Consider the following 23,472-nt stretch of genomic DNA (forward strand, 5'->3'; position numbering starts at 1 on the left):
TAACACTTTAAAGCATAACTGCATCCAATAGCGCATTATAATTGTGTTGCAGCTTAATTTATTTATTCTCTAAAAAATACTCCCTTACTTCTTTCCAATTACTTACCCTAACATAGCCTGTTTCATTGATATTATGTGGAGATGTAAACACGATTCCTTGCCCAATAAAATGTTTAAAATGGCGAACATTATCATCAATAAGATAATCTGCATTTATAATGCTTTTATCACCACAAAACACGAAATTCAAATCATTTAAGAAGCCAAAATGCTCTTTTAACCATTCATATTTAGCGTTAAAAGATGGCGGGAACTCCATAGCGGCTGTGACAATAAAAACTTGATAATGCTCCATTAATTCTCTTATTACCTTAACACTATCTTTAATGATACCTAAGTCACGAAAGAATAAAGGATCTGCTATTAATCTATCTATTTCTTCCTTTAATTCAGGACGTAAATCAGTTAAATTTGTTCCATTTAAATCTTTACTTGTAATATGTTCATTATACTTTTGATTGTAAAGTGATACATGTTTAGATAAAGCATCAGCTATAACTTCATCCATATCGATTGCTATTCTTTTCATGGATTGTCCCTCCATCATATTAGATTCTACTTCCTTAATTCCCTATAATAGAATTTATTATTGCACTAGGGGTAGACTGTTCATCTATTATATAATCCGCCAAATGCTTGCTTCCACTGGGTATTTCGTATTTTCTTCTATTAACCCAAATAGAATTCCATCCAGCCTCTTTAGCACCGACAACATCATTTCTATAAGAATCTCCAATATAAAAGGTTACTTCTGGTGAAATCCCCATCTTATTCTCTACATAGGTAAATATCGCTTTATCAGGCTTTGAAATACCTAATTCTCCAGAGATAAAGATATTGTTTTCATTAATCCAGTTAGTTAATTGTAATTGCTTCACCTTATTCGCTTGGTGTACAGCAGGTCCATTCGTAATTATCCCAAGCGTTATTCCTTTAGCAACTGCATGGTCAAGTAGTTTTTTCATTTCCGGATCAATTACTATTTCCGCTTGATTTCGTTGATAAGTGGATTGAAATAATAAAGCATCTTTTTTGGAAATATCTATTCCCATACTGGCAAATGCTTTACTAATTCTATACACATGCATAAACTTTTTGTCCATTTCACCGTTAGTAACCAGATCAAATACTTCATCACTATAGTATCTACTCTTTACAAATAAGATATCAATCGCTAAGTCAAAATTAAATTCCCCAAAAACCTCTTGATACGCATCTTCAAATGGTTTTAATTGATCATACAATGTGTCATCAACATCAAATAATAAATTTATCACTTACTCATCCTCCTTAAAGGTTCGTGTTAGTACAATAAGTAGAAGGTTTAAGACATATGCCTTAAACCTTCTACTTCTTTATATTGATTTATAGACGCGCACAACATTCTCAACGGTAAACCCGTATTCGCTTAAAATTTTGTCTGCAGGGGCACTTGCGCCAAAGCGATCAATAGTCACGGCTTTTCCTTTTAGTCCAAGATATTTATCCCATCCAAAGCTGGATCCCATTTCTACTACTAACCGCTTTGGAACATCACTTGGCAGGACTTGTTCTTTATAACTTTCATCCTGTTGTTCAAACACTTCCATACTTGGCATAGAGACGACCGCTACATCTTCCCCTTTTAAGCCCAAGCGTTTTTGAGCCTCAATAGCTAAATTCACTTCTGATCCAGTGGCAATGATAATGCCATCTGGTACTTCCTTCTTAGCAGGTGAAAGTAGGTAAGCACCTTTTGCAACAAGATGTGCTTTTTCTTTTGTCCCTTCTATAACAGGTAAGTTTTGACGCGTTAATGCTAAAACTGTTGGTGTTTCTTTAGAAGTAATTGCAATTTTCCAAGCAGCCACTACTTCATTTCCATCAGCTGGTCTGAATAGCTGTACATTAGGTATAGATCGCACACTAGATAGCTGTTCAACAGGTTCGTGTGTCGGTCCATCTTCTCCCACAGCAATTGAGTCATGTGTCAAAACTAATGTGATTGGTGTTTTCTGGATAGCAGCTAAGCGTAAGGCAGCACGTAAATAGTCAACAAATACGAAGAATGTTCCACCATATACTTTCGTTCCACCATGCAAGGCAATCCCATTTAGTGCACAGGTCATACCAAACTCTCTTACACCAAACCAAATATTTCTCCCTTCATATTGACCTGGTCGAAAATCTTTTTCACCAGCAACCATTGTATTATTGGAAGATGATAAATCAGCTGACCCACCCCAAAAGTTAGGTAATACCTTTGAAAGCGCATGAATTGTTTCTTTACTAGAAACACGACTAGCAGAACCTTGACCTATATCATAAACTGGTAGTCCAGCATCCCAGTCATGTGGTAATGTGTCATTACATGCCGCTTCAAACTGTGAAGCTAATAATGGAAACTCTTCTTTATAATTAGCGAATAGTGCATGCCATTTATCTTCTTCTGCTTGTCCCTTTAAAGTAATTCTTTCTTTGAATATTTTTTTTACATCTTCAGGTACATAAAATGATTTCTCTTTATCAAAACCATAGAACTCTTTTACTTTCATTGCTTCTTCTTCCCCAAGCGGAGCACCATGTACGGCCGCTGTTCCTTGCTTACTTGCTCCATATCCAATAATGGTTTTGACTTCAATTAATGTCGGTTTTCCTTCCTCATTTTTCGCGGTCTCGATAGCCTCTGAAATGGCATCCATATCATTTCCATCCTCGACTAAAATATATTGCCAACCATTCGCTTCATATCTTTTACCTACATCCTCTGTAAAAGATTTGGAAGTGGGTCCGTCTAAAGATATATCATTCGAATCATATAAAACAATGAGTTTCCCAAGTTTCATATGTCCCGCCATGGAACTAGTTTCTTGTGAAACGCCCTCCATTAAATCGCCATCTCCACAAAGTACATACGTATGGTGATCAACAATCTTGTGATCTGGCTTATTATACGTTGCTGCTAAGTGTGCCTCAGCCATTGCCATTCCAACTGCCATTGAGATCCCTTGCCCTAATGGACCAGTTGTTGCTTCTACCCCGTCGACATGATGCACTTCAGGATGACCTGGCGTATTACTATTCCATTGTCTAAATTGCTTTAAATCAGCAATACTAACTTTATATCCAGACAAATGTAGTAAACTATATAACATAGCCGATCCGTGTCCTGCAGAAAGGATAAATCTATCTCTATCAACCCAATTTGTTGAAGTTGATGGATTTATTTTTAAATAATTGGTCCATAAAACATATGCCATAGGTGCAGCACCCATCGGCAGTCCTGGATGTCCAGACTTTGCCTTGTTAATAGAATCTATACTTAACGTACGAATGGTATTTACTGCTTTTTGATCAATATGATCGAACAATTGAATGTCCCCCTTTAGAAAGCCAATCAAATCATTGACTGGCTTTCCATTTAGATTTATAAGTTTACTAGATAATTAACAATTTAAAGGATTTATTTCAAACGTTTCACGTTACTTCACACTATTTTTAATTCTTGTCGTAGCTCCTTTTAAATTGTAACACTCTGCATAATCTCTAATTGGGCGTTTAATATGATCAATAACATAACGCTGTCCATCTACATTTACTTTGCTTAAATTGATATACATTTTTTCAATTTCGACTTTTACTTCATCATCATTGAATGTATAGTGACCAGCTATATCTAATATCTCACCTGATAGTTTAGGATCTTCTATTATCTCTTTAGTAGTCAGATTCCTTTGATCACCAATCATCCATTTTCTCCAACGTTCACTATTAATTGCGTGTTCTAACAAAACAGCTCTTGTATTTGACTTGTTCACTACTAATTCATTCTCAGCTAATTTCTCTTCAAGTGCCGCTAATTTTAAATAAGCTCTTGTTTCTTCTGTTCCATACTGTGGTGCAACATTTGTAGCTGCTATGTCTGATGGGATGTGTTCTAGTAATGACACATCATCTAAATAATCTCCGTTGTGCTCTTTTAGACCGACACCATAGCGTTTGGCCATTTGTGCTAAATCATAAGCGTTGCTAAAGTTAAATTTTCCAGCTTGCTCGGTTTTTCTTACAAGTGTACCAGTTTGCCCTACAATAAATGTTGGCATTGGTAAGTCACGTTTCTCTAATTCTACTTTTAAGCGTTTAATAAACGTTTCATAAGTTTCAGTTGTTGTTAGGCCACCATTTGTTTCTTCGGTTCCGACTTCATAGCCAATTTCAGGAAGGTTACGCGCTTTTCTTTCCTTTTCACAGAATTCAATTAAATCTACCGTTCTCTCCAATACAACTTCTAAAGGAATAACCTTGCCAATTTCAAAAGGGTCTTTCGTTGGGTCAATCATTAATAGATCGAATCCTGATTCAATGTCCGCAATATACGATTTCTTACCCATTTCCATTGCTTTCTCAACTGGAAGATGATCATTTCTTTCTTTATCACGTTGCCACGGTCCACCATGATCTCGACAAATATAATATAGACCTTTGTAATTTATTTTCTCTGCAACTTCTTTTACTGCTTCTACAAAAGTGAACTGGTTCCATCCATTTACATATCCACCACCAAGCTCATCCATATCAACCTGATTACGACTTGCTATGAACATTACTGGATAATCATCATCATTAGAAAGCTCTAAACTAGCTTGCAAACAGTTTTTAGACATTGGTCCAATACCAAGAATAGTTGCACTATTTCCACTTTTTTGTAATTCTAGTAATCCTTCTACTGTTTTTTTTATCGATAATTTCATTTGATTGTCCTCCAATAATTATATTTATATTTTTTATTCAAAAGTTGCTTTTAATTTTCTTAATAAAGGATCAGATTTTTTGATAATATCTGAAACTCCCATTTGAACAACCTTTTTCCCTTTAAACCTATCCATTTCTCTAATTTCCACATCGTTTGTTAGAATCACGCATGCTGCTTCTTTTATTTCAGCTTCATTCAAACGGTTTTCTATACCTGAAGAACCTTGTGTTTCTACCTTTATATCAATCCCTAATTTTTTAGCCGATAGTTCTAAAGATTCTGCACTCATATACGTATGTGCGACCCCACTCGGACAAGATGTTACAGCAACAAATTTCATAATCTAAAACTCCCTTCTCTTTATAGTTGATCAATTGAAATATCTAAGTCTTCGAAATCATCATCGTTACTTTCAGTTGATTGTTTGTCTTCTACCGCATCCTTCTTCAGTATTCTTAATGCAATCGCTGTTACCAGTGCACCTAATAAAACGGAAATCACATAGCCAAATCGGCCTTCTACAACTGGTAAGACAATCAATCCTCCCCATGGGGCATGATTTAATACTCCAAATAAGAATGCTGAAATGTTTCCAACTACAGATCCCATAATGATAGATGGAATTACTTTTAGTGGATCAGCAGTCGCAAATGGAATTGCTCCTTCTGTAATTCCTACTCCACCCATAAAGAGTGCCGCAATACCTGAATCTCTTTCCAAACTATTGAATTTCTTCGGGAAAATTAGTGTTGCTAACCCTAAACCAATTGGTGGAATACATATGGCTACACCAACTCCACCCATTAAGAATGGTAGTGTATCTACTTGTGTTTGCGCGAAAGTTGCAGCTACCTTATTGATAGGTCCACCCATATCAGATGCAATCATAGCTCCTAGTACGCCACCTAATGGAACCTTTGCAGATCCTGACATTCCATTTAGCGATGCCGTCATCCATTCCATAAATAATGCAATTGGTTCACCTATTAAGAAAACCATGATAAATCCGACAATAATCGTACCACCTAATGGATAAATAAAAATTGTACCCAACGTTCTAAATGAAGAAGACAATTTAATTTTCTTCAATTGTTGGACAACATACCCTGCTAAGAAACCTGCGATAATACCACCAATGAATCCAGCACCAATCTCATTAGCAAGAAAAGCACCTATCATACCTGGAGCTAAACCAGGTTTATCCGCTATACTGAATGCGATAAAACCACCCAATATTGGAATGAATAATGTCAAACCCGCTGAGCCAATTTGGTTTAATTTAGATAACCATCCACCATCTGGAACTGCTGCTTCCCCACTTAACATGACAGATAGGGCAAAGAGGATACCACCAGCAACAACGAAAGGAATCATATAAGAAGTAGCTGTCATCAGATGTTTCTGAAAATATTTAAGATGTTTCATTTTATTTCCTCCTTCACTTTTTGATTGAGAAGTTCAATAAGAACATTTTCATCCGCATTTTCAACTTCAGCTCTGAAGTCTTCATGCATTAACAATCTTGCAAGTTTTGAAAGAATCTTCAAATGTAAATTATCCTCATTTTGTTTCGGTACACTTATTAGGAACACGGTAGTTACTAACTCACCATCATCCGTCCACTTGATAGGATTAACGAGTCTACCTACTGTAACCGTCGATGACTTCACTCCATCACTTTGGCTATGAGGCAGGCCAATTTCGTGTCCTATATATGTTGGAATTTCATTTTCTCTATCAATAACATCTTTCAAAAAAACTTCTTTACTAGACAAATAGTTTTTAACATCTAAATTGGTTATTAATTCGCTAATCACCTCTTCTTTGGTTGCCACATCAATATTCGATACAACCAAAAAATCTACTGTGTTTATCTGTTCCATTTCTCTCCTCCTCGGGAATAACATAAACTACTATCAGTTCAATTGAGTAAGTAAAGACCGAGTAATGACTGCGCATTCATTATTGTTCCCTCTGTGTCTATGTATCAAGAATAACTTGATGTAACCGTTCTCACAATTTAAAGAATTCGAAAGAACTTTTTACAAAAACTTATCCTACATCCAAAAAGCACATGAATAGAATTCTATTCGGTTTTTAGTAACTGAAGATTTTGTTGGCAAGTGAAAAAAAAGCCCATCAAAAAGACCAGGAACAAATTTATTCCTGGCCTCCTATCTTGTTATTCAACCTTCTTTTCATACGCTCTAATAATTTTAACTGCTTCAATGGGGCTTTCTGCACTTTCTAATTGTGCAATAAAATCTGTTTGATACGTCATCTTTGTAAGTCCAATAACTGCTGGTATCTGCTCTTTTTTGTCTTTACTAGCCAATAAAAATATAATTTTTGCCTGTTTATCTCCAAATGAAATAGATTCCTTACATATTAGGAGACTGACACTGCTAACCTTCACTAATTTATTGTTATTGCCATGAAGTAGTGCAAATTCTTTATCCTTTACTGAATAAAAACCTAATTGTTCTTGAATTTTTATTATATTCTCCATATATTCATTATCAATAAAGCCACTCTCAAACAAGACTTCTCCACCTAGTTTGACAGCTTCACGCCATTCTATTTCTTTCCTGATAATTTGAATCGCATCAATACCTATTAAGTCACTTAAGGTCAACTTCTTTTCCGGAATTCTCACATGAGAATAACCGAGTTCGTCTTTAATTATATCCATTACCTTTGTCTTCGTATTATTATCTAAAAAGTCTAATCTTCTATTAATAGAGAAGTAATTGGTAAGGATATTCTTTTTAGACAAACCTGCCATCTCCAAATTAGTAAAGTCAGATTCATTCATAACAGCATTAATTTTCACCATAGGTTTATCGTTGTCCAATGCTAATTTAGAAGTGGTGATAACTAAATCAACGTTATCCCAATCATTAAAATCCTTCAACATATATAACGGGATAGTTTCTACGTAATTAATTTGATACGTACTATTTAATTTGTCCTTAACCATAGCGATAACACCATAACCCAATCCACATACAAGTAAAACATTCTTATATTGTGAGGTTGTTGTCCGCTGCATACTCGCTAAAAAGTGAATTGCTATAAGTGTAATTTCATTTTCATTGTGAATTTCATTCAATAGCTCCACACCTACGATTGACTCTTTAACCGCTTCTTTGATGTACGCATGTTCTAGAGGAATAACATCAAAAACTTCATCATAAATTTGAACGCTACTGCGAATCCTGTGAAGTAACGGTGCTACATGATTTAAGAGACCTTTGTATAATATAGAATCTTGCTCAAAACTGTTATTTAAGCGGACAGACATTTGTGCTACAAGCTCGTTCACCGTTTTTTCTGTAGTTATTAAGTCCAATTCTTCATTTAAACTAGTATATTTACTAGTAAAAAACACAAAGCTCACCAAAATATCTAATTCATCATCATTCAGTTTGTAATTTATTATTTCTTCTAGATCTGAAATAATTTTTTTATTAAAAAAAGGTGCAAACTTCAGATTAGTACCATTCAATGGGTTTTCAACTTTATTTTTAACATACCAGATAAAAACAAATATATTGGCCAAATACCAATAATAAGAATCATCATTTAATACCCAACCTATTTGCTTTAATAAACTCTTCGTCCAGTCGTTAATTTTAAAAACATTAACTTGTTTAAATGCTTTTTCTAGTTCTATTAGTATAGAATGCTGGTAACTATATGAAAATTTATCTTCTGACTCAAAATATTCGATATACTCTCGAAATAGTCTTACCTGCTCATTCAATATGCTTGTTTCATTACCTATAAGATGAAAGCCACGATCGTATTCTAAAATAAATCCTTTTTGCTTTATATCTGACTCGATCAAGAATAAATCATTTTTTAATGTCGTACGTGAGACCATAAACTGATCAGACAGCTTATTCAAATTCAAACTATCAATATTAAAAAAAATTAAGAAAGATATGATATTTGTTCTTTCTGCTTGGTTAAAAAAATAATTTTCTTCTTCCTGAAGATCAATATAGGTTAATGTGCTAGGAATGACTAACTTACCTTTACTTTTTTTAATTATTAGATCTGACTTAATCGACTTTAAATGTTCATTGATATTATCAATATCGTAACGAATCTTACGTTCACTTATACCTAACTCTTGACCTAATTCACGAAAACTAGATTCTTCTTTTCCTTCAAGATACTTTATTATATGAATCATTCTTCCACTAATCATGTAGGACACCTCACTATATTTATAGACTATCATGATCAAGTGAAAAGTAAATGGAACTTCCTAACATGGGTTTTATTACAAGTTGTTGTTAAACGATTAATACTATACCTATTTACTCTTATCCATAACGAAAAGCAGCAGGATTTTAGCGAATGCCTGCTGCTTTTTCAACTTGTGTCTGGTGTGATAGGTCAGGTTTACCATCTACATGGCGAGTGCTGTTTCCGAAGTAAACATCGAAATGACCATTTATTCCGTTATTCTGAATGTATTCCCGCTCATGTGGCATAAAACTCATGCTAGCAGCAATTGTTCTTCCATCAATCTCCAAAAGTACTGCTCGTGGCGTCCAGGAATAACCACCCCAAACTGACTTTGCAATTGCTGAATCATTACTCGTGACTGTTTCGGAATCGGCATGATTGGCACCAATCGTACGTGTAATCGCAAAGGTTTCACCTGTTACAAAGTCAATAACTGTTGCTGTCTTGCCTATTCCAAACACATATTGAGCTTCTGTCCACCAATCGAGATATTCCCCATGGTTTTCACTAACGACTGATTTTACAGCAATGTTGTGTACAGGAACGGTTAATTGTTGACCAATTACTAACATACTAGTTGTTGTTAAGTTATTGACTCGAAGCAATTCACTTTGCGGAATACCGTAACGGATGCTTAAGTTCCAGATATTATCACCAGATTGAACCGTATGTGTCGTATAGGTAATGGAATTATTATTTACTTGGTCAGGTGTGCTAATGCCATTTGGTATCGACAAATTCTGTCCTACTTGTAGTACATCACTTCTCAATTGATTTTCAATAAGGATATTTTGGACTGTTACACCAAACCTATTTGCGATAAGAGACAGGTTGTCACCCGATCGCACAGAATAAGAAAAGGTAGACCGCACTTCTTCTACAGGTTCTGCTATTGGAGCTTCTATTGTTGGACTTGGAATAGTTAATACTTGACCTATACTCAAAATATCCGTTGATAAATTATTAGTACTTTTTAGCGCTTCAACTGTCGTTCCGTTGTTCTTTGCGATTACAGATAAACTATCTCCTGATACGACCGTGTACGTTTTAGCTTCTTGCTTTGTCTCTTCTACCGGATCTGGTGTGGTTGTTACACTTGGTATTGCTATCACTTGACCTATACTCAAAATATCCGTTGATAAATTATTAGTACTTTTTAGCGCTTCAACTGTCGTTCCGTTATTCTTTGCGATTACAGATAAACTATCTCCTGATACGACCGTGTACGTTTTAGCCTCTTGCTTTGTCTCTTCTACCGGATCTGGTGTGGTTGTTACACTTAGTATTGCTATCACTTGACCTATACTCAAAATATCCGTTGATAAATTGTTCACACTTTTTAGTGCTTCAACTGTTGTTCCGTTGTTCTTTGCAATTACAGATAAACTGTCACCTGATGCCACCGTGTACAGAATTGATGTGTTTGCAACAGGGTTTGGGGTTGTTGATTGATCATTAATTAATCTAGGTATAAGCAGTGTTTGTCCTAATTTTGTTGCATCATTTGTTAGACCATTAGCTTCTTTAATGGCTTGGACTGAAGTTTGATAGTTTTTGGCCAGTACCGTTAAGTAATCACCTGTTCCAATCGTATGAAATGCCTTTGGAATGAATAACTGGTGATTGAGTTGTAACGTATTTGATGGGAGCTTGTTTGCACGTTTAATATCATCAATTGAAGTGTTAAATTCTCTTGAAATCGTCCACAACGAATCTCCAGCTCTCACCTCGTAGTAAATTAGCTCAGATTTTTCAACATCATTAGTTGGCTGTAATTCAGTGGCTTCTACGGGTGATGCATCATTCATCAAAGGGAAAGCGGTGATTACCATTCCACCAATCATAACCTTAACAATACTTATTTTTAGATTTGGATAACGATTTTTTGCTATTTGTTTAGCTTGTGTAACTAAATTCATTTTTGAATCTGGTATGTGACCTAATTCTTTTGCAAATTCAGTTTGATCATCATTGAGATAAATAACTAATGTGTAATTATCAGTTGTTTGATCTGTTCTTGTAAGTTCATATCGATTAATATTATCCACTATTGGCTGCTCTCCTCCATGGCAAAAATGTTTAGACCTAGTTTGCACAATATAGAGGAATTCATTAAAATTACTCACAAAAAGGTGGAGAGCCATTACTTGATAATGCTTTATGTAAACCACTAAAAGTATGCTGGTAGAAGTTATTGTTTAATTGGATGCGTGAACCTTTTTTCTTAATAGCGAATTTAATTGTTCTGAGTTAAAAAGCATCATTACAATACAAATAACTATGAAAAACGGGAAGATTCCTATTGTTGTATAGGATGAAAGAAAACCAAGAATAGGTGGAATAAATGTGCTACCTGTATAAGCTAAGGCCATTTGATAGCCCATGATTGACTGAGAATGTGTCTTTCCAAAACGTGCTGGTGTTTCGTGTAACATACATGGAAATATAGGTGCTAAACCAAACCCAACCAAAATAAAGCCTGTAAGCGATAAAATAGAAGGTAAAGGCAGTAAAAGTAACGTGGCACCAAATAATGCGATAATTTGACCTGTTCGAATAAGCATGCGACTACTCATCTTAAACGTAACAAACCCGGTTATAAATCTACCAATTGTTAATCCTCCCCAATAAAAAGAAACCCACTGTGCTGCAACCGATGCTGGCAAATTCTTAACATTTACGAGAAAGCTACTTCCCCAAAGTCCCATCGTAGATTCAACTCCGCAATAAAATAAGAAGGTCAACATTGCAAATTTCACTCCATTAATCTTCAGAGGCTTTACATGTTTCGCATTCTCATCAACTGGTATATCAGTGATATCTTCCGAATGATCATTCAACGTTATATCGCTTTTTTTCGAAACAATAACCCACAATGGTATCGAACACAGAATAATAATAGCTAACCCAAATTGAATCCCTGAAATGGCAAGATAACCAGTTCTCCACGTATTTTGTCCCGCTATAAATTGCGCCATGATGATCGGACCAAAGGTAGCTCCTACACCCCAAAAACTATGTAACCAACTCATATGGTGCGCCTTATAATTTACAGCAACATAATTATTTAATGCGGTATCCACAGCTCCTGCACCTAAGCCAAGCGGAACTGCACATACAACTAACCAACTGATCGATGGAGAAAAATAAAAGCCCAGCAAAGCACTTGCTGTCATTAAGCCACTAAAAAACGTGACCTTTCCCGTTCCAAATCGTTTAAGAACTTTTCCACTAGCTAAACTGGAAACAATCGTACCACTTGCAATTGTCATAAATATCAACCCAGCTGTCTCAAGCGGAACACCCAGATCCTGTTGCATTACAGGCCATGCGGCTCCTAATAACGAATCAGGTAACCCTAAGCTAATAAAAGCCAAATAAATAATAAGTAAAAGTAATAATGTCATCGTATCTCCTCCAAAGATGCAGGGGACGGTTCTCTGGTTCTTTTCACTATAACAAAAAATGTGATGAAACCACAGATTAGTTTATAATATGTCGTTTCACATAATAAAAAGCTGTATATAAACTTCAAACAAAAAAGACTTCAATCAAAATTGATTGAAGTCTTAGCTATGAAATTAATTATCAAACTTATTTTTTACATCCTCAGGCAATTCTTCTGCCTGCACTTCTTCCCAACCTTTCACAAAGGCACCTTTTGCGGCTATCTTTAAAAATGCATTTTCCTTTAAATCTTTGCCTGCACTGAAAGCTAATTCTGTTTTGTCTCCGTCTTCATGATAGCCAGTTAAATCATAGTAATATCTTCCTTCATCTACAACAGGCTCTTCATTGATTTGGACATAAACATTTCCAACATTAAGGAAGGGATTGATACGAGCCATTTCTTCTTTCGGAAAAATAACCAAAAAGCTAACGAAGATAACTACAACAGCAATAACACTGTTTCTTACTTTTTTATTCAATTTCTCCCTCTCCTTTTTTTACAATTCAGAAACAATTGATCTATACTTCTTTAAAAGACCATTCTCTTTACTTGCTTGACATAAAAAAATCGGACAATCAAGAAGTAGACCACTTGTATCAAAGCAAAACTTCCTAATACTAGTGAAGATTCTACTGTTAAATTGTAATTGAACAAACGGGATAAAGCAGTAAGTGCTACAGCACCATGAAGTAACGCTACAACAATTGGTGAGAAGAATAGAATCGCGATTTGTCTGTTGACTACCTTTTGAAGCTCGGATTGTGTTAATCCAATTTTTGCAATACCCTGGAACTTGCGCTTTTCTTCATCCAGATCTGTAAATAAACGAAAATATAGAAAGCTACCAGCGGAAACAAAGAAGACAATTCCAATAAACAAGCCAATAAAAAGAATCGGTCCGTATGCTTTGTTAATTTCATAAATTGTATATTCATTGATGAACGTTTTATATTGTAAATCGCCATCCAAGTTATTTATCTTTCTGCCTGCCTCAATTATTTGATCCTTTTGCCCTTCTTCCGCTTTCCATGCGACACGATGATCCTTGCTTACAGGTGATCCAAGTTGCTCAAAAACCGAGTTATTCACCACATAATACCCATTTGTTGATGATGGTAATACATCTGATTCTACTACTTTTATAGGTTGAATTTCTTGTTCGTCTTCTAGTTGAATACTTGCTTCCATTAACACTTGACTAGCTTTTGGGCCCTCCTCCGCGATCTGACCCTCACCACTTTGTTCCACTACAATGGCCTCATCTTCCTCCGGGTGTAGTTCCTTGTCACCATTAAGTGTTGCAAAGCGATTGTAGTCAGAAGCGCTTAAGATTAATACATTCCCATCAGCTATCTCAAAAAAGTTCAGCTCAAGCGTTTCCATCTTTGCATCGATGTTTTCCTCCTGCAAGATAGCATTAATTGTCTTCGTATCTTCCTCAATTAACGTTTGACCGTCATTAAGAAACGGGCTATACGTAATGGAATAAGGATTATTTTCCTTTGTTCCATTAATTATCGATTGGAATCCAAATAAAGAACCAATAGCACTAAAAGCAACTGTAGAAATAATAGCCACCATAAAAAATGTCCTTGCGTTATCCTTCAATCGAAAGGACAGGTCAGAAAATAAGAGCATATTTGTCTTACGCCAAAAGATTGATTTATTATTTTTTAATAGGCGGATAATATATACACTTAATTGGGTAAATAAGAGATAAGTTCCAAGCGATACTACTAAAATAACCGGAATCATCGCATAGACAACATAAATACCCTCAACCAATGTTGCAGTAATATATCCCGTGATAAGTAGGAATGCTGCGAGCACCGATAGCATAACAGATGCTTTTGGTTCGCCTTTAGACTGTTTATCCCCTTTCATTAAATTAACTAATCTTTTCGTACGTAGAACAAACGAAACAAATATCGATATACAGAAAAATAGAAAGATAAAGCTAACAAACGTCACAACAATTGCTAGTGTAGGAAAATAAAAATCCAGTGTCTCACTAATAATTAATACGTTTTCAGCAATCAAAAGAATGCCTTTTGCAAATACCAAGCCGATTAGAATCCCACCGACTGTTGCGAAAAAGCCGATTAAGATATTTTCCAAAAACACCATCAGACGAATTTGTTTATTCGAGGCTCCAAGCATGATTAACAAGCCAAACTCTTTCTTTCTCGATTGTAAAAAGGAACTCATCGAGTATAGGACAAAGAAGAAAGAAAACACATAAATGATTGCTCCCGCAACACCCATTCCCAGTAGTATATTTTTATTGATTGAAGTATCTGAAAATGCTGGATGGAATGCAAAAATAGCAAAAGTAAAAAATACCATTACTGTGAACATACTACTAAGTAAGTAGGCTATATACAGCCGTTTATTACGCAATACATTATTAAACGCGAACTGACGAAAAGTCATTTCCATCGCCTCCCATCAAGGAAAGCATGTCAATTATTTTCTGAAAGAATGCTTGTCTACTCTCCCCACGATGAATTTCGGAATGCAACTTTCCGTCTTGGATAAAGACAACTCGGTCAGAATAGCTTGCTGCTTGGGGATCATGTGTGACCATCAATAAGCTCGTTTGTTCCTGCTTATTAATGTCTTCAAGCATATTCATGACATCCTTTGATGCTTTTGAATCTAAGTTACCAGTTGGTTCATCGGCTAACAGTAGCTTTGGATGATGAATCATCGCCCTAGCAATGGCTACCCGCTGTGCTTGACCTCCTGATATTTCGTAGGTGCGTTTACTCATAATTGAAGTAATACCAAGACTCTCCGCGATTTTATGTGCCTTTTCTTTCATCTCTTTTACACGCGCACCATCTAGCGTAAGTGGTAAGACGATATTTTCTTCGACAGTTAGTGTATGCAGCAGATTAAAGTCTTGAAAAATAAATCCAAGTTCGGTTCTACGGAATTTAGCTAACGCATCTTTCTTCAGCTCATGTGGATTTTTCCCTTCTACTTCAACTTGTCCAGTAGTAGGTGCATCGTTGGTGGAAATAATATTTAGTAATGTCGTTTTTCCACTACCAGATGGACCCATAATCGCAACAAATTCACCTGTTTCTATTTCTAAACTAATATCTGTAAGGGCACGGTAGGCCACTTTTCCTTCGTAAATCTTACTTACATTTGTAAGTGTGAGCATAATCATTCTCCTCTGCTAAGTTTCTACAACAAGTATAGCCGAAGCACGCAGCCTTAAACTATCGATTATGCTTTCACTAACCTTACATCGTTGTAAGGTTTTGTGTAGTTGAAAAAATGATTCGAATCGTCGTTCCCTCTCCCACCTCTGTTTCTAGTTCAATTCCATGCTCTAGCTTTTCAGCCACTTCTTTTACCAAGTAAAGCCCCATACCTGTTGATTCCCGGTAATTCCGGCCGTTTTCCCCGGTATAAAATTTCTTGAAAACCCGTTTCTTATCAACAACTGGAATACCAACTCCAAAATCCTTTATTTCAAGAATCGCCTCTTCATCTCTCTCATAAACGGTCAGGAGAAGATGCTTCGCTTTTCCAGTAGAATATTTGACAGCGTTATGTACAAGTTGTGTTAATAGGAAAAAAAGCCACTTCTCATCCGTCTCGACTGTTATACCTGACCTTTGTTCCTTTAATTGCGGATACACTTGATGTCGGATGTAAAAACGCTTATTTTCTTGATTCACTTCATGGATTAGCTTGGATAGGAGGACTGGCTTAATCTGAAAGTCTTCTGCAATTGTTCGAAGTCTCGCCATATAAAGCACAGTATTTAAGCCACTGCGCATCCGATCTGTTTCCTCACGAATGCTAGATGATTCAGGTTCATCCAACGTTTGTGCAGTTAATTCAATAACAGAAAGTGGTGTTTTCATTTGGTGAACCCAGCGATCCATAAACAACAAATGCTCATCCTGTCTATCTTCTGCTTGTTGAAGTTCTTCCTGGTACAAACAATACTGTGTCAGAAGCAACCGATCGAGTGCTTCGGATATTGGTGTTTGTTCCGTAGTCTCGAGTGATTCGACCATTGTTTCCAGTGGATTTTGTAACCTTTGATAGAATTTTTTTCGACTCACGTACCGAAAGATGAGAAATGCTGTTAAAAACACGAGGGATAGAAAAATAGCGTAGATGATTACACCTGTCCCACGATAGCCATCAAGCCAATATAGTGTAGGAATCATCAAGCATTGAATGAGTTGAAACACAATGAGAATCAGATGTTCACGAAGAAATAGTCTCATAATTCCTCATCAATCCAAGTCACGTTTAAACGATATCCTGCGCCTCTAACCGTCTCTACTGCATTTTCTATCCCTAACGCTTGAAACTTATTTCGAACGCGCGTAATGTTAACATTCAACGTATTTTCATCTACATAGGCTTGGTCATCCCAAAGTTTCTCCAATAAATCCTGCCTACCAGCAACCCGAGGATAACGCTCCAGCAACGTTTCGATGATGTCAGTTTCTTTTTTTGTTAAGGCAGTCACTTCATTTTTAAATCGAAGTTCCAACCGCTCAGGATAAAAGTGCAAGTCTCCTTGAGTAACCACTCTTTCTTCATACTTCGTTGCATATTCACCATATGCTCGGCGCATCTGACTTCTGATTTTCGCCATGACAATATCGGGATGAAAAGGCTTCGTAATAAAATCATCCCCGCCATTTTCCAATGCCATGACCTGATCCATCTCACCTGTTCGAGCCGAAATGAAAATGACCGGACAAATCGATTCTTTCCTAATTTGCCTACACCAATAATACCCATCATAACTTGGTAGGTTTATGTCTAGTAATAAAAGCTTAGGCTGCACATCACGAAATGTGTCCAATATCCGTTCAAAGTCTTTAGCAACTGTGACTTGATATCCATATTTTTTCATATAGGAAGATAAGAATTCTGCAATTTTCATGTCATCTTCCACAATCATAATTTTCTCCATGTTTGGTTTCTCCTAGCTCAAAAGTTATTTAATATGTTTACCTTAATTACCCATCTTTTATATTGTTTATCGCTATTCTTTCTGTTATTGTAAGTTTAAGTTTAACTTTAACGTTTCTCCATATTTTCGCTTACGTTTACTGTACCATAATTTTTTCCTCAAATACCATATAATAATTAGTACCTATCACACTGACTATCCTTACGTTTTCGTTCACCTACATTATTTTATACATGATTTAAAAATTACATAAAAAGAAGGTGCTTATTAGCATGACAAAGAAACAAACAAATACTTTAAAACCTTTTCTCTCTCTTATACTATCTACTAAAATACCAAAAATCGCACTAACTCTAGGATTAGTTGGAAGTCTCGTTACCACACTAGTAGGGCTTTCCATTCCACTCCTGACAAGAGAAATGGTCGATGGCTTTTCAATGGAATCATTAAATGTTTTTCTAATTGGGATCATCATACTCGTTTTTATTTTACAGGCAGTCACCGATGGATTATCCATGTATGCCCTGGCATATGTCGGGCAAAAAATAGTCGCCAATCTTAGAGAAAAAATGTGGTTCAAGCTTTTACGCTTACCAGTAAATTATTATGACAAAAATAAAAGCGGGGAAACGGTTAGTCGTGTTGTTAATGACACTGGAATTGTCAAAGACTTAATTTCCCAACACTTTCCACAATTTATTGGCGGCATTATTACCATAATTGGTGCTGTTACGATTTTGCTATTTATGGATTGGAAAATGACGTTATTAATGTTAATTGCTGTTCCAATCACTGTTCTTTTTATGGTGCCACTTGGAAGGAAAATGTCGAAAATATCGCGTGGTTTGCAAGATGAAACCGCAAGTTTTACAGGAAGTGTCCAGCAAACACTTAGTGAAATCCGATTAATGAAAGCTTCCAATGCAGAAAACACAGAGGAAAAGAAAGGTCTATCTAGAATTAATAAGCTTTTCTCCTTTGGATTAAGAGAAGGACTCGTTTTTTCACTGATTGCTCCACTGATGTATCTTGTCGTCATGGTCGTTATAGTCGTTATTATTGGTTACGGTGGAATTCGAGTAGCAGATGGAACGATGACCACTGGCTCGCTTGTTGCCTTTTTACTCTATCTTTTCCAAATCATCTTTCCGATTACATCTTTCGCCATGTTTTTTACTCAATTACAAAAAGCAATGGGTGCCACGGAACGCATTATTGATATATTAAAAATTGACGAAGAGGAAGGTCAAAAAGGAAAAGACCTAGATATCGCCAATCAAGCCATCAATGTTAGTAACGTATCTTTCTCATACAGTGAAGAGGAAACTGTCATAAAAGATATTTCCTTTAACGTGCAGCCAGGAATGATGGTTGCTTTTGCAGGTCCAAGCGGTGGCGGGAAAACAACAATGTTCGGACTGCTTGAGCGCTTTTACGTCCCAACATCAGGTGAGATTACAATTGGAAACACACCTATTAAAGAGCTGTCTATGCGTTCCTGGAGAAGTCAAATCGGGTATGTTTCTCAAGATAGTCCTATGATAGCAGGTACGATCCGTGAAAATCTTTGTTATGGATTAGAAGATCGAACAGATATTACCGACGAGCGCCTGTGGGAAGTTGCGAAAATGGCCTATGCTGCAGATTTTATCAAAGAGTTTCCAAAAGATCTTGACACAGAGGTTGGCGAACGTGGCGTGAAAGTTTCCGGCGGTCAAAGACAACGAATTGCAATCGCTCGTGCATTTCTGAGAGATCCAAAAATTTTAATGATGGATGAAGCAACTGCAAGTCTCGATAGCCAGTCGGAAGGAATCGTTCAACAAGCTTTAGCTCGTTTAATGGAGGGCAGAACAACCTTTGTTATCGCTCACCGGTTATCAACCATCGTAAATGCTGATAAAATTATTTTTATTGAAAAAGGACAAATAACCGGAATTGGCACGCACCAAGAACTCGTTCAATCACATCAGCTCTATAGAGAGTTTTCCGAACAGCAATTGACTTAATAATGGATGCAGGGGACGGTTCTCTGCTTGCTCAAATCTTTTAAAAGAGGTGATCAGACTATGAAAAAAATGCTAACAATCTTTCTTGCTTCTTCCATTGCTTTTGGATCTTTTTTGTTTATTGTCTTTCGTGATTTTACAATTGGTATCCTATCAGGATTATTTTTTGGTTTCTTTATGGCTATCATTTTAGGGGCTATCAACTACTTTTCAGTTAAATCTATTGGAGCAGATACGGAAAGTGGTGTAAGGCAAGAAAATGAAATGGATTTACACTTAACTTACAAAGATTCCTTCGAACTGTGTAAAAAATCTGTTGATAATCTCAAAGGTGCAAAAATCAAATATGAAGATTATGAAAAGGGAATTATCCATGCAAAGACTAGGATCAATGTTATGACGTGGGGAGAAAAAATAGTCTATCGTGTTCAAGAAGTTAATGAAGATGTTTCTAAAGTAATTGTTAAAAGTGCACCTGTCGTACCAACTACATTGGTTGATTATGGACACAGTTTATCCAATATAAAATCTATTTCCAACTACTTAGAACAAAATCACTAAAGTTTTCTATAGACAGAAGCAGGGGTCCTACTACTTTTCAGTTGTTAAATTTAGTAAAAGGAGAGAGCAATTATGATGAAAAGTAATTCAGATAATTGGAATGCTAATTTATATGATGAGAAGCATGTATTTGTATCTCAATTTGGAAGTGGGTTAGTAGAGTTATTGGCACCAGTTAAAAATGAACACATCCTTGACATTGGTTGTGGAACTGGAGACCTGGCAAATAAATTAGCTAATAATCAGGTTAATGTTGTAGGAATAGATAAATCAGCTAACATGATCAATCAAGCGAGGGCAAAATATCCTCATCTAACCTTTAGAGTTGACGATGCAACAAACTTAAAATACAACGATCAATTTGATGCTGTGTTCTCCAACGCTACGCTTCATTGGGTTAAACCGCCCGAGCACGCCTTGCGTTGCATTTACAATAGTCTGAGGGCAGGTGGGAGATTTGTTGCGGAGTTTGGTGGTAAAGGAAATGTACAGTTAATAACTAATGAGATTATCAATCAGTTTAACGTAATAGGAATGGAATATGAGCGTAAAAATTTCCCATGGTACTTTCCCAGTATATCTGAATATTCAATTTTAATGGAAGAAGCAGGTTTTAGAGTGGTATTTGCTCAACATTTTGAGCGGCCAACACCTTTAGATGGGAAAAATGGATTAAGAAATTGGATTGAGATGTTCGCAGGTAATATGTTTGGAAGTGAGACGAACGAGACAAAGCAATTTATAATCACCAAGGCAGAAAACAACTTAAAAGAAGTCTTATATAAGAATGGTAGATGGTTAGCGGATTATAAAAGGATTCGAGTTGTCGGAATGAAGGATTAGACTCTTAAGTTTGTTGCTTTTTATTTTTTTTTTAATCGAAATAGAATGAAATAACAGTTGCAATAAATATATTATAAATGAGAGAAAAACTATCGCCTGTAAATCTTTAGAACATGAAGCATTACATAATTTATATTTCAATATCAATATGGTATAATTTAATTAAGATTAGCAGAAAACTATAAAAAGACCACAGCTACCAACTGTGGCCCTAGATAATCAGTTCCCCCAGAGGGATCGGCTATCCTTGTTAGGAGCAGACCTCACCTAATCACTTTACGGGTAAATAGGGAGGTCTATTTTTTATTGATCATAGAATTGGTCAATGCGAGTAATGCAATCAAGAAAGTGCCAAAGCTAATCAGCACCACGAAACTCTCATACATACCCATAAGCATCACCCCCTTTTAAGTGGGGTTAGCCGACCGCTCCCTAAAAGAACATTATCCTACTAGATTGTACCATAATGAACCAAGAGAAGGAACGTCTGTTCTTTATTCAAATATAATTGCTTAAAGTTAGAACATTTAGTAAATATCTCCGTTTTTACTCTTGAAACTACTAAAGATTTGATGAAGGATATAAACAAGGAAGCAGAGAACCTTTCTCCCCTGCTTCCTTTTCACTCAAAGTTATCGAGCAATGCACGAACTTCATCCGTTGTCTTTGTTTCCATTAATTCATTTCTTAATTCACCTGCACCTCTAAATCCTCGAACATAGATCTTAAAAAAGCGACGAAGCGGTTTAAATAGACGCGGTTCAAGTTCGTTCGAATAGTGATCATGGAGATCAAGATGCAACCTTAATAGATCTAGTAATTCCTCACTAGTAGGCTCTTTCGTATGCTCATCAAAGGCGAATGGATTTGTGAAAATACCACGTCCAATCATAACCCCATCAACACCATACTTATCAACAAGTTCCAAGCCCGTTTGACGATCTGGAATATCCCCATTGATTGTCAAAAGTGTATTTGGTGCCACCTCATCACGAAGTTTTTTAATCTCGGGAATCAGTTCCCAATGCGCATCCACCTTACTCATCTCTTTTTTTGTACGAAGATGGATCGATAGATTAACGATATCTTGTTCCAATAAGTGTTTAAGCCATTCGCGCCATTCCTCTACTTCGGTGTAACCAAGTCTTGTTTTCACACTAACAGGCAATCCACCTGCTTTTGCTGCTTGGATTATCTCTGCGGCAACTTCTGGACGACGGATAAGACCGCATCCCTTTCCATTTGCTGCTACATTTTGAACTGGACAACCCATATTAATATCCACACCGCGAAAACCTTCTTCTGCCATTCCAATACTCATTTGCCGAAAATACTCGGGTTCATCTCCCCATATATGAGCCACCATTGGTTGTTCATCTTCTGTAAAAGCTAAACGTCCACGCACACTTTGGTGTCCCTTTGGATGACAATAACTTACCGTATTTGCAAACTCTGTAAAAAACACATCCGGTCTAGCTGCTTTACTCACTACATGGCGAAAAACAACATCTGTCACATCTTCCATTGGTGCCAATATAAAAAATGGCCGTGGTAAATCAAGCCAAAAATTATCTTTCATATCTAAATTCAAATCCCCTCATTATTAACTCATCATGATAAATCTTGATGTAATCCACAAAAATAAAAAGCAAAGGAATCTCTGCTTCAATAACACTTATACCATGATTCAGTACTTTTTATCAACCGAAAGAAAATTTCGATAATTACATCCCTTAATAATACCAAACAATAGACTAAATTTAAAAGTAAAACGAGCAGTACCCAGGTTAATAAATTATAATTAACAAAATATGGTTGACTCGTTACTCTTTTCATTATAAACTAGTAGAAATTTTATACTGGAGGCGAGGCAATGGCAACTACTAATTGGCAAAGACAAGATGTGACAGAACATTATCTAGAACAAATTAGAGGTGCAGTTCCTTATGGCGCTGATCAAGCGAAAATTATGCTACAAGTAATTAATCATTTCTCTCCTAACCCGAAAAAAGTGATCGATTTAGGATGCGGAAATGGCTTTTTAGCTGAAATTTTACTTAAAACGTATCCAGATGCTCACGCACTATTACTAGATCATTCAGAGCCCATGATCCAGGCCGCTACTGAGCATATGCATGCATACAGTAATCGTTGTGACATTATCCACGCTGACCTTAGTAATTCTATTGAAAAATTTGCAACACCTAATTCAATTGATTGTATTGTTTCCGGTTTTGCAATTCATCACCTTCCGCACGAAAAGAAAAAGGAACTTTATAGGGAGATATATAATCTTTTAACAGATGGCGGGATATTCATAAATATTGAGCATACAGCTTCAGCCACTCCAGAGGTAGAAAAATTATATGATGGGCTGTTTATAGATCATCTTGCTATTCATAATAATAGGGAAAAGCACGACGTTGCAATTGACTATTACAACCGTCCTGATATAGAAGATAACAAATTGGAAAGAGTAGATATTCAGGTTAACTGGCTCAGAGAAATAGGTTTTAAACATCCAAATTGTTATTTTAAGTGGTTTGAACTTGCTGTCTTTGGCGGCGTAAAATGAAGTAGGGGACGGTACATTATTAAG

General features: G+C 36.2%; 21 protein-coding genes. 4 read left to right on the forward strand and 17 right to left on the reverse strand.

Going from position 1 to position 23,472, the window contains the following annotated elements; all coding sequences use genetic code 11:
* Positions 1-58 precede the first annotated feature (58 nt).
* The 15 genes from D2K62_RS04245 to D2K62_RS04315 form a co-directional block, all read right to left on the reverse strand.
* The gene (locus tag D2K62_RS04245) at positions 59-589 is read right to left on the reverse strand and encodes a 5' nucleotidase, NT5C type (protein WP_112180516.1); all 531 of its coding nucleotides are present in this window, start codon (positions 587-589) and stop codon (positions 59-61) included.
* 34 nt (positions 590-623) lie between these two features.
* Entirely contained in the window at positions 624-1,337 is a 714-nt protein-coding gene (locus D2K62_RS04250) for an HAD family hydrolase (RefSeq protein WP_232824195.1), read from the reverse strand.
* Between the two features lie 78 nt (positions 1,338-1,415).
* Positions 1,416-3,410, reverse strand: a complete 1,995-nt coding sequence (tkt, locus tag D2K62_RS04255; protein ID WP_112180515.1) for a transketolase — start codon at positions 3,408-3,410, stop codon at positions 1,416-1,418.
* 111 nt (positions 3,411-3,521) lie between these two features.
* Entirely contained in the window at positions 3,522-4,790 is a 1,269-nt protein-coding gene (locus D2K62_RS04260; RefSeq protein ID WP_112180514.1) for a class II D-tagatose-bisphosphate aldolase non-catalytic subunit, read from the reverse strand.
* Between the two features lie 33 nt (positions 4,791-4,823).
* A complete protein-coding gene (locus tag D2K62_RS04265) occupies positions 4,824-5,132 on the reverse strand; it encodes a PTS fructose-like transporter subunit IIB (RefSeq protein ID WP_112180513.1) in 309 nt (102 codons plus the stop codon).
* A 20-nt stretch (positions 5,133-5,152) separates the two neighbouring features.
* A complete protein-coding gene (locus tag D2K62_RS04270; protein ID WP_117160951.1) occupies positions 5,153-6,217 on the reverse strand; it encodes a PTS fructose transporter subunit EIIC in 1,065 nt (354 codons plus the stop codon).
* Entirely contained in the window at positions 6,214-6,675 is a 462-nt protein-coding gene (locus D2K62_RS04275; RefSeq protein WP_112180511.1) for a PTS sugar transporter subunit IIA, read from the reverse strand. Before D2K62_RS04275 ends, D2K62_RS04270 begins: the two co-directional genes overlap by 4 nt.
* A 299-nt stretch (positions 6,676-6,974) precedes the next feature.
* Positions 6,975-9,008, reverse strand: a complete 2,034-nt coding sequence (locus D2K62_RS04280) for a BglG family transcription antiterminator (protein ID WP_112180510.1) — start codon at positions 9,006-9,008, stop codon at positions 6,975-6,977.
* Positions 9,009-9,153: 145 nt separating this feature from the next.
* A complete protein-coding gene (locus D2K62_RS04285) occupies positions 9,154-11,100 on the reverse strand; it encodes a LysM peptidoglycan-binding domain-containing protein (protein WP_198671269.1) in 1,947 nt (648 codons plus the stop codon).
* A gap of 150 nt (positions 11,101-11,250) precedes the next feature.
* The gene (locus D2K62_RS04290) at positions 11,251-12,459 is read right to left on the reverse strand and encodes an MFS transporter (protein WP_117149200.1); all 1,209 of its coding nucleotides are present in this window, start codon (positions 12,457-12,459) and stop codon (positions 11,251-11,253) included.
* Between the two features lie 174 nt (positions 12,460-12,633).
* Positions 12,634-12,981 carry a YxeA family protein gene (locus D2K62_RS04295; RefSeq protein ID WP_117149199.1) on the reverse strand — a complete coding sequence of 116 codons (348 nt, stop codon included), beginning with the start codon at positions 12,979-12,981 and terminating at the stop codon, positions 12,634-12,636.
* Positions 12,982-13,031: 50 nt separating this feature from the next.
* On the reverse strand, positions 13,032-14,936 hold the full coding sequence (locus D2K62_RS04300) for an ABC transporter permease (protein ID WP_117149198.1): 1,905 nt from the start codon (positions 14,934-14,936) through the stop codon (positions 13,032-13,034).
* Positions 14,911-15,675, reverse strand: coding sequence for an ABC transporter ATP-binding protein (locus D2K62_RS04305; RefSeq protein ID WP_117149197.1), 765 nt, complete (start codon positions 15,673-15,675; stop codon positions 14,911-14,913). The genes D2K62_RS04300 and D2K62_RS04305 overlap by 26 nt, the downstream gene beginning before the upstream one ends.
* A gap of 82 nt (positions 15,676-15,757) precedes the next feature.
* Positions 15,758-16,759, reverse strand: coding sequence for a sensor histidine kinase (locus D2K62_RS04310; protein ID WP_112180504.1), 1,002 nt, complete (start codon positions 16,757-16,759; stop codon positions 15,758-15,760).
* Complete coding sequence (locus D2K62_RS04315) at positions 16,756-17,460, reverse strand: response regulator transcription factor (RefSeq protein WP_112180503.1); 705 nt, start codon at positions 17,458-17,460, stop codon at positions 16,756-16,758. Before D2K62_RS04315 ends, D2K62_RS04310 begins: the two co-directional genes overlap by 4 nt.
* A 272-nt stretch (positions 17,461-17,732) precedes the next feature.
* Here D2K62_RS04315 and D2K62_RS04320 point away from each other — a divergent pair, with 272 nt between their 5' ends.
* The 3 genes from D2K62_RS04320 (at position 17,733) to D2K62_RS04330 (ending at position 20,873) form a co-directional block, all read left to right on the forward strand.
* A complete protein-coding gene (locus D2K62_RS04320; RefSeq protein WP_117160953.1) occupies positions 17,733-19,469 on the forward strand; it encodes an ABC transporter ATP-binding protein in 1,737 nt (578 codons plus the stop codon).
* A gap of 60 nt (positions 19,470-19,529) precedes the next feature.
* Positions 19,530-20,030 carry a hypothetical protein gene (locus D2K62_RS04325; RefSeq protein ID WP_117160954.1) on the forward strand — a complete coding sequence of 167 codons (501 nt, stop codon included), beginning with the start codon at positions 19,530-19,532 and terminating at the stop codon, positions 20,028-20,030.
* A gap of 72 nt (positions 20,031-20,102) precedes the next feature.
* Positions 20,103-20,873, forward strand: coding sequence for a class I SAM-dependent methyltransferase (locus tag D2K62_RS04330; RefSeq protein ID WP_117160955.1), 771 nt, complete (start codon positions 20,103-20,105; stop codon positions 20,871-20,873).
* Positions 20,874-21,169: 296 nt separating this feature from the next.
* Here D2K62_RS04330 and D2K62_RS19035 read toward each other — a convergent pair whose 3' ends face one another.
* Both D2K62_RS19035 and D2K62_RS04335 read right to left on the reverse strand, forming a co-directional pair.
* The gene (locus D2K62_RS19035; RefSeq protein WP_369974623.1) at positions 21,170-21,271 is read right to left on the reverse strand and encodes a putative holin-like toxin; all 102 of its coding nucleotides are present in this window, start codon (positions 21,269-21,271) and stop codon (positions 21,170-21,172) included.
* Between the two features lie 224 nt (positions 21,272-21,495).
* Positions 21,496-22,452, reverse strand: coding sequence for a tRNA dihydrouridine synthase (locus D2K62_RS04335; protein WP_117160956.1), 957 nt, complete (start codon positions 22,450-22,452; stop codon positions 21,496-21,498).
* 294 nt (positions 22,453-22,746) lie between these two features.
* Between D2K62_RS04335 and D2K62_RS04340 the strand changes: the two genes are divergently transcribed.
* Positions 22,747-23,448, forward strand: a complete 702-nt coding sequence (locus tag D2K62_RS04340) for a class I SAM-dependent methyltransferase (RefSeq protein ID WP_117160957.1) — start codon at positions 22,747-22,749, stop codon at positions 23,446-23,448.
* The last annotated feature ends 24 nt before the right edge of the window (positions 23,449-23,472 follow it).

The sequence above is a fragment of the Paraliobacillus sp. X-1268 genome (genome assembly GCF_003426095.1).
Classification (GTDB): domain Bacteria; phylum Bacillota; class Bacilli; order Bacillales; family Amphibacillaceae; genus Paraliobacillus_A; species Paraliobacillus_A zengyii.

Coding starts and splice junctions, on each gene's coding strand:
- D2K62_RS04340 (WP_117160957.1), top strand. CDS start 22,747: ATGGCAACTACTAATTGGCAAAGACAAGATGTGACAGAACATTATCTA.
- D2K62_RS04330 (WP_117160955.1), top strand. CDS start 20,103: ATGATGAAAAGTAATTCAGATAATTGGAATGCTAATTTATATGATGAG.
- D2K62_RS04315 (WP_112180503.1), bottom strand. CDS start 17,460: ATGGAGAAAATTATGATTGTGGAAGATGACATGAAAATTGCAGAATTC.
- D2K62_RS04305 (WP_117149197.1), bottom strand. CDS start 15,675: ATGCTCACACTTACAAATGTAAGTAAGATTTACGAAGGAAAAGTGGCC.
- D2K62_RS04335 (WP_117160956.1), bottom strand. CDS start 22,452: ATGAAAGATAATTTTTGGCTTGATTTACCACGGCCATTTTTTATATTG.
- D2K62_RS04320 (WP_117160953.1), top strand. CDS start 17,733: ATGACAAAGAAACAAACAAATACTTTAAAACCTTTTCTCTCTCTTATA.
- D2K62_RS04300 (WP_117149198.1), bottom strand. CDS start 14,936: ATGACTTTTCGTCAGTTCGCGTTTAATAATGTATTGCGTAATAAACGG.
- D2K62_RS04270 (WP_117160951.1), bottom strand. CDS start 6,217: ATGAAACATCTTAAATATTTTCAGAAACATCTGATGACAGCTACTTCT.
- D2K62_RS04310 (WP_112180504.1), bottom strand. CDS start 16,759: ATGAGACTATTTCTTCGTGAACATCTGATTCTCATTGTGTTTCAACTC.
- D2K62_RS04290 (WP_117149200.1), bottom strand. CDS start 12,459: ATGACATTATTACTTTTACTTATTATTTATTTGGCTTTTATTAGCTTA.
- D2K62_RS04280 (WP_112180510.1), bottom strand. CDS start 9,008: ATGATTAGTGGAAGAATGATTCATATAATAAAGTATCTTGAAGGAAAA.
- D2K62_RS04245 (WP_112180516.1), bottom strand. CDS start 589: ATGAAAAGAATAGCAATCGATATGGATGAAGTTATAGCTGATGCTTTA.
- D2K62_RS19035 (WP_369974623.1), bottom strand. CDS start 21,271: ATGCTTATGGGTATGTATGAGAGTTTCGTGGTGCTGATTAGCTTTGGC.
- D2K62_RS04265 (WP_112180513.1), bottom strand. CDS start 5,132: ATGAAATTTGTTGCTGTAACATCTTGTCCGAGTGGGGTCGCACATACG.
- D2K62_RS04260 (WP_112180514.1), bottom strand. CDS start 4,790: ATGAAATTATCGATAAAAAAAACAGTAGAAGGATTACTAGAATTACAA.
- D2K62_RS04275 (WP_112180511.1), bottom strand. CDS start 6,675: ATGGAACAGATAAACACAGTAGATTTTTTGGTTGTATCGAATATTGAT.
- D2K62_RS04325 (WP_117160954.1), top strand. CDS start 19,530: ATGAAAAAAATGCTAACAATCTTTCTTGCTTCTTCCATTGCTTTTGGA.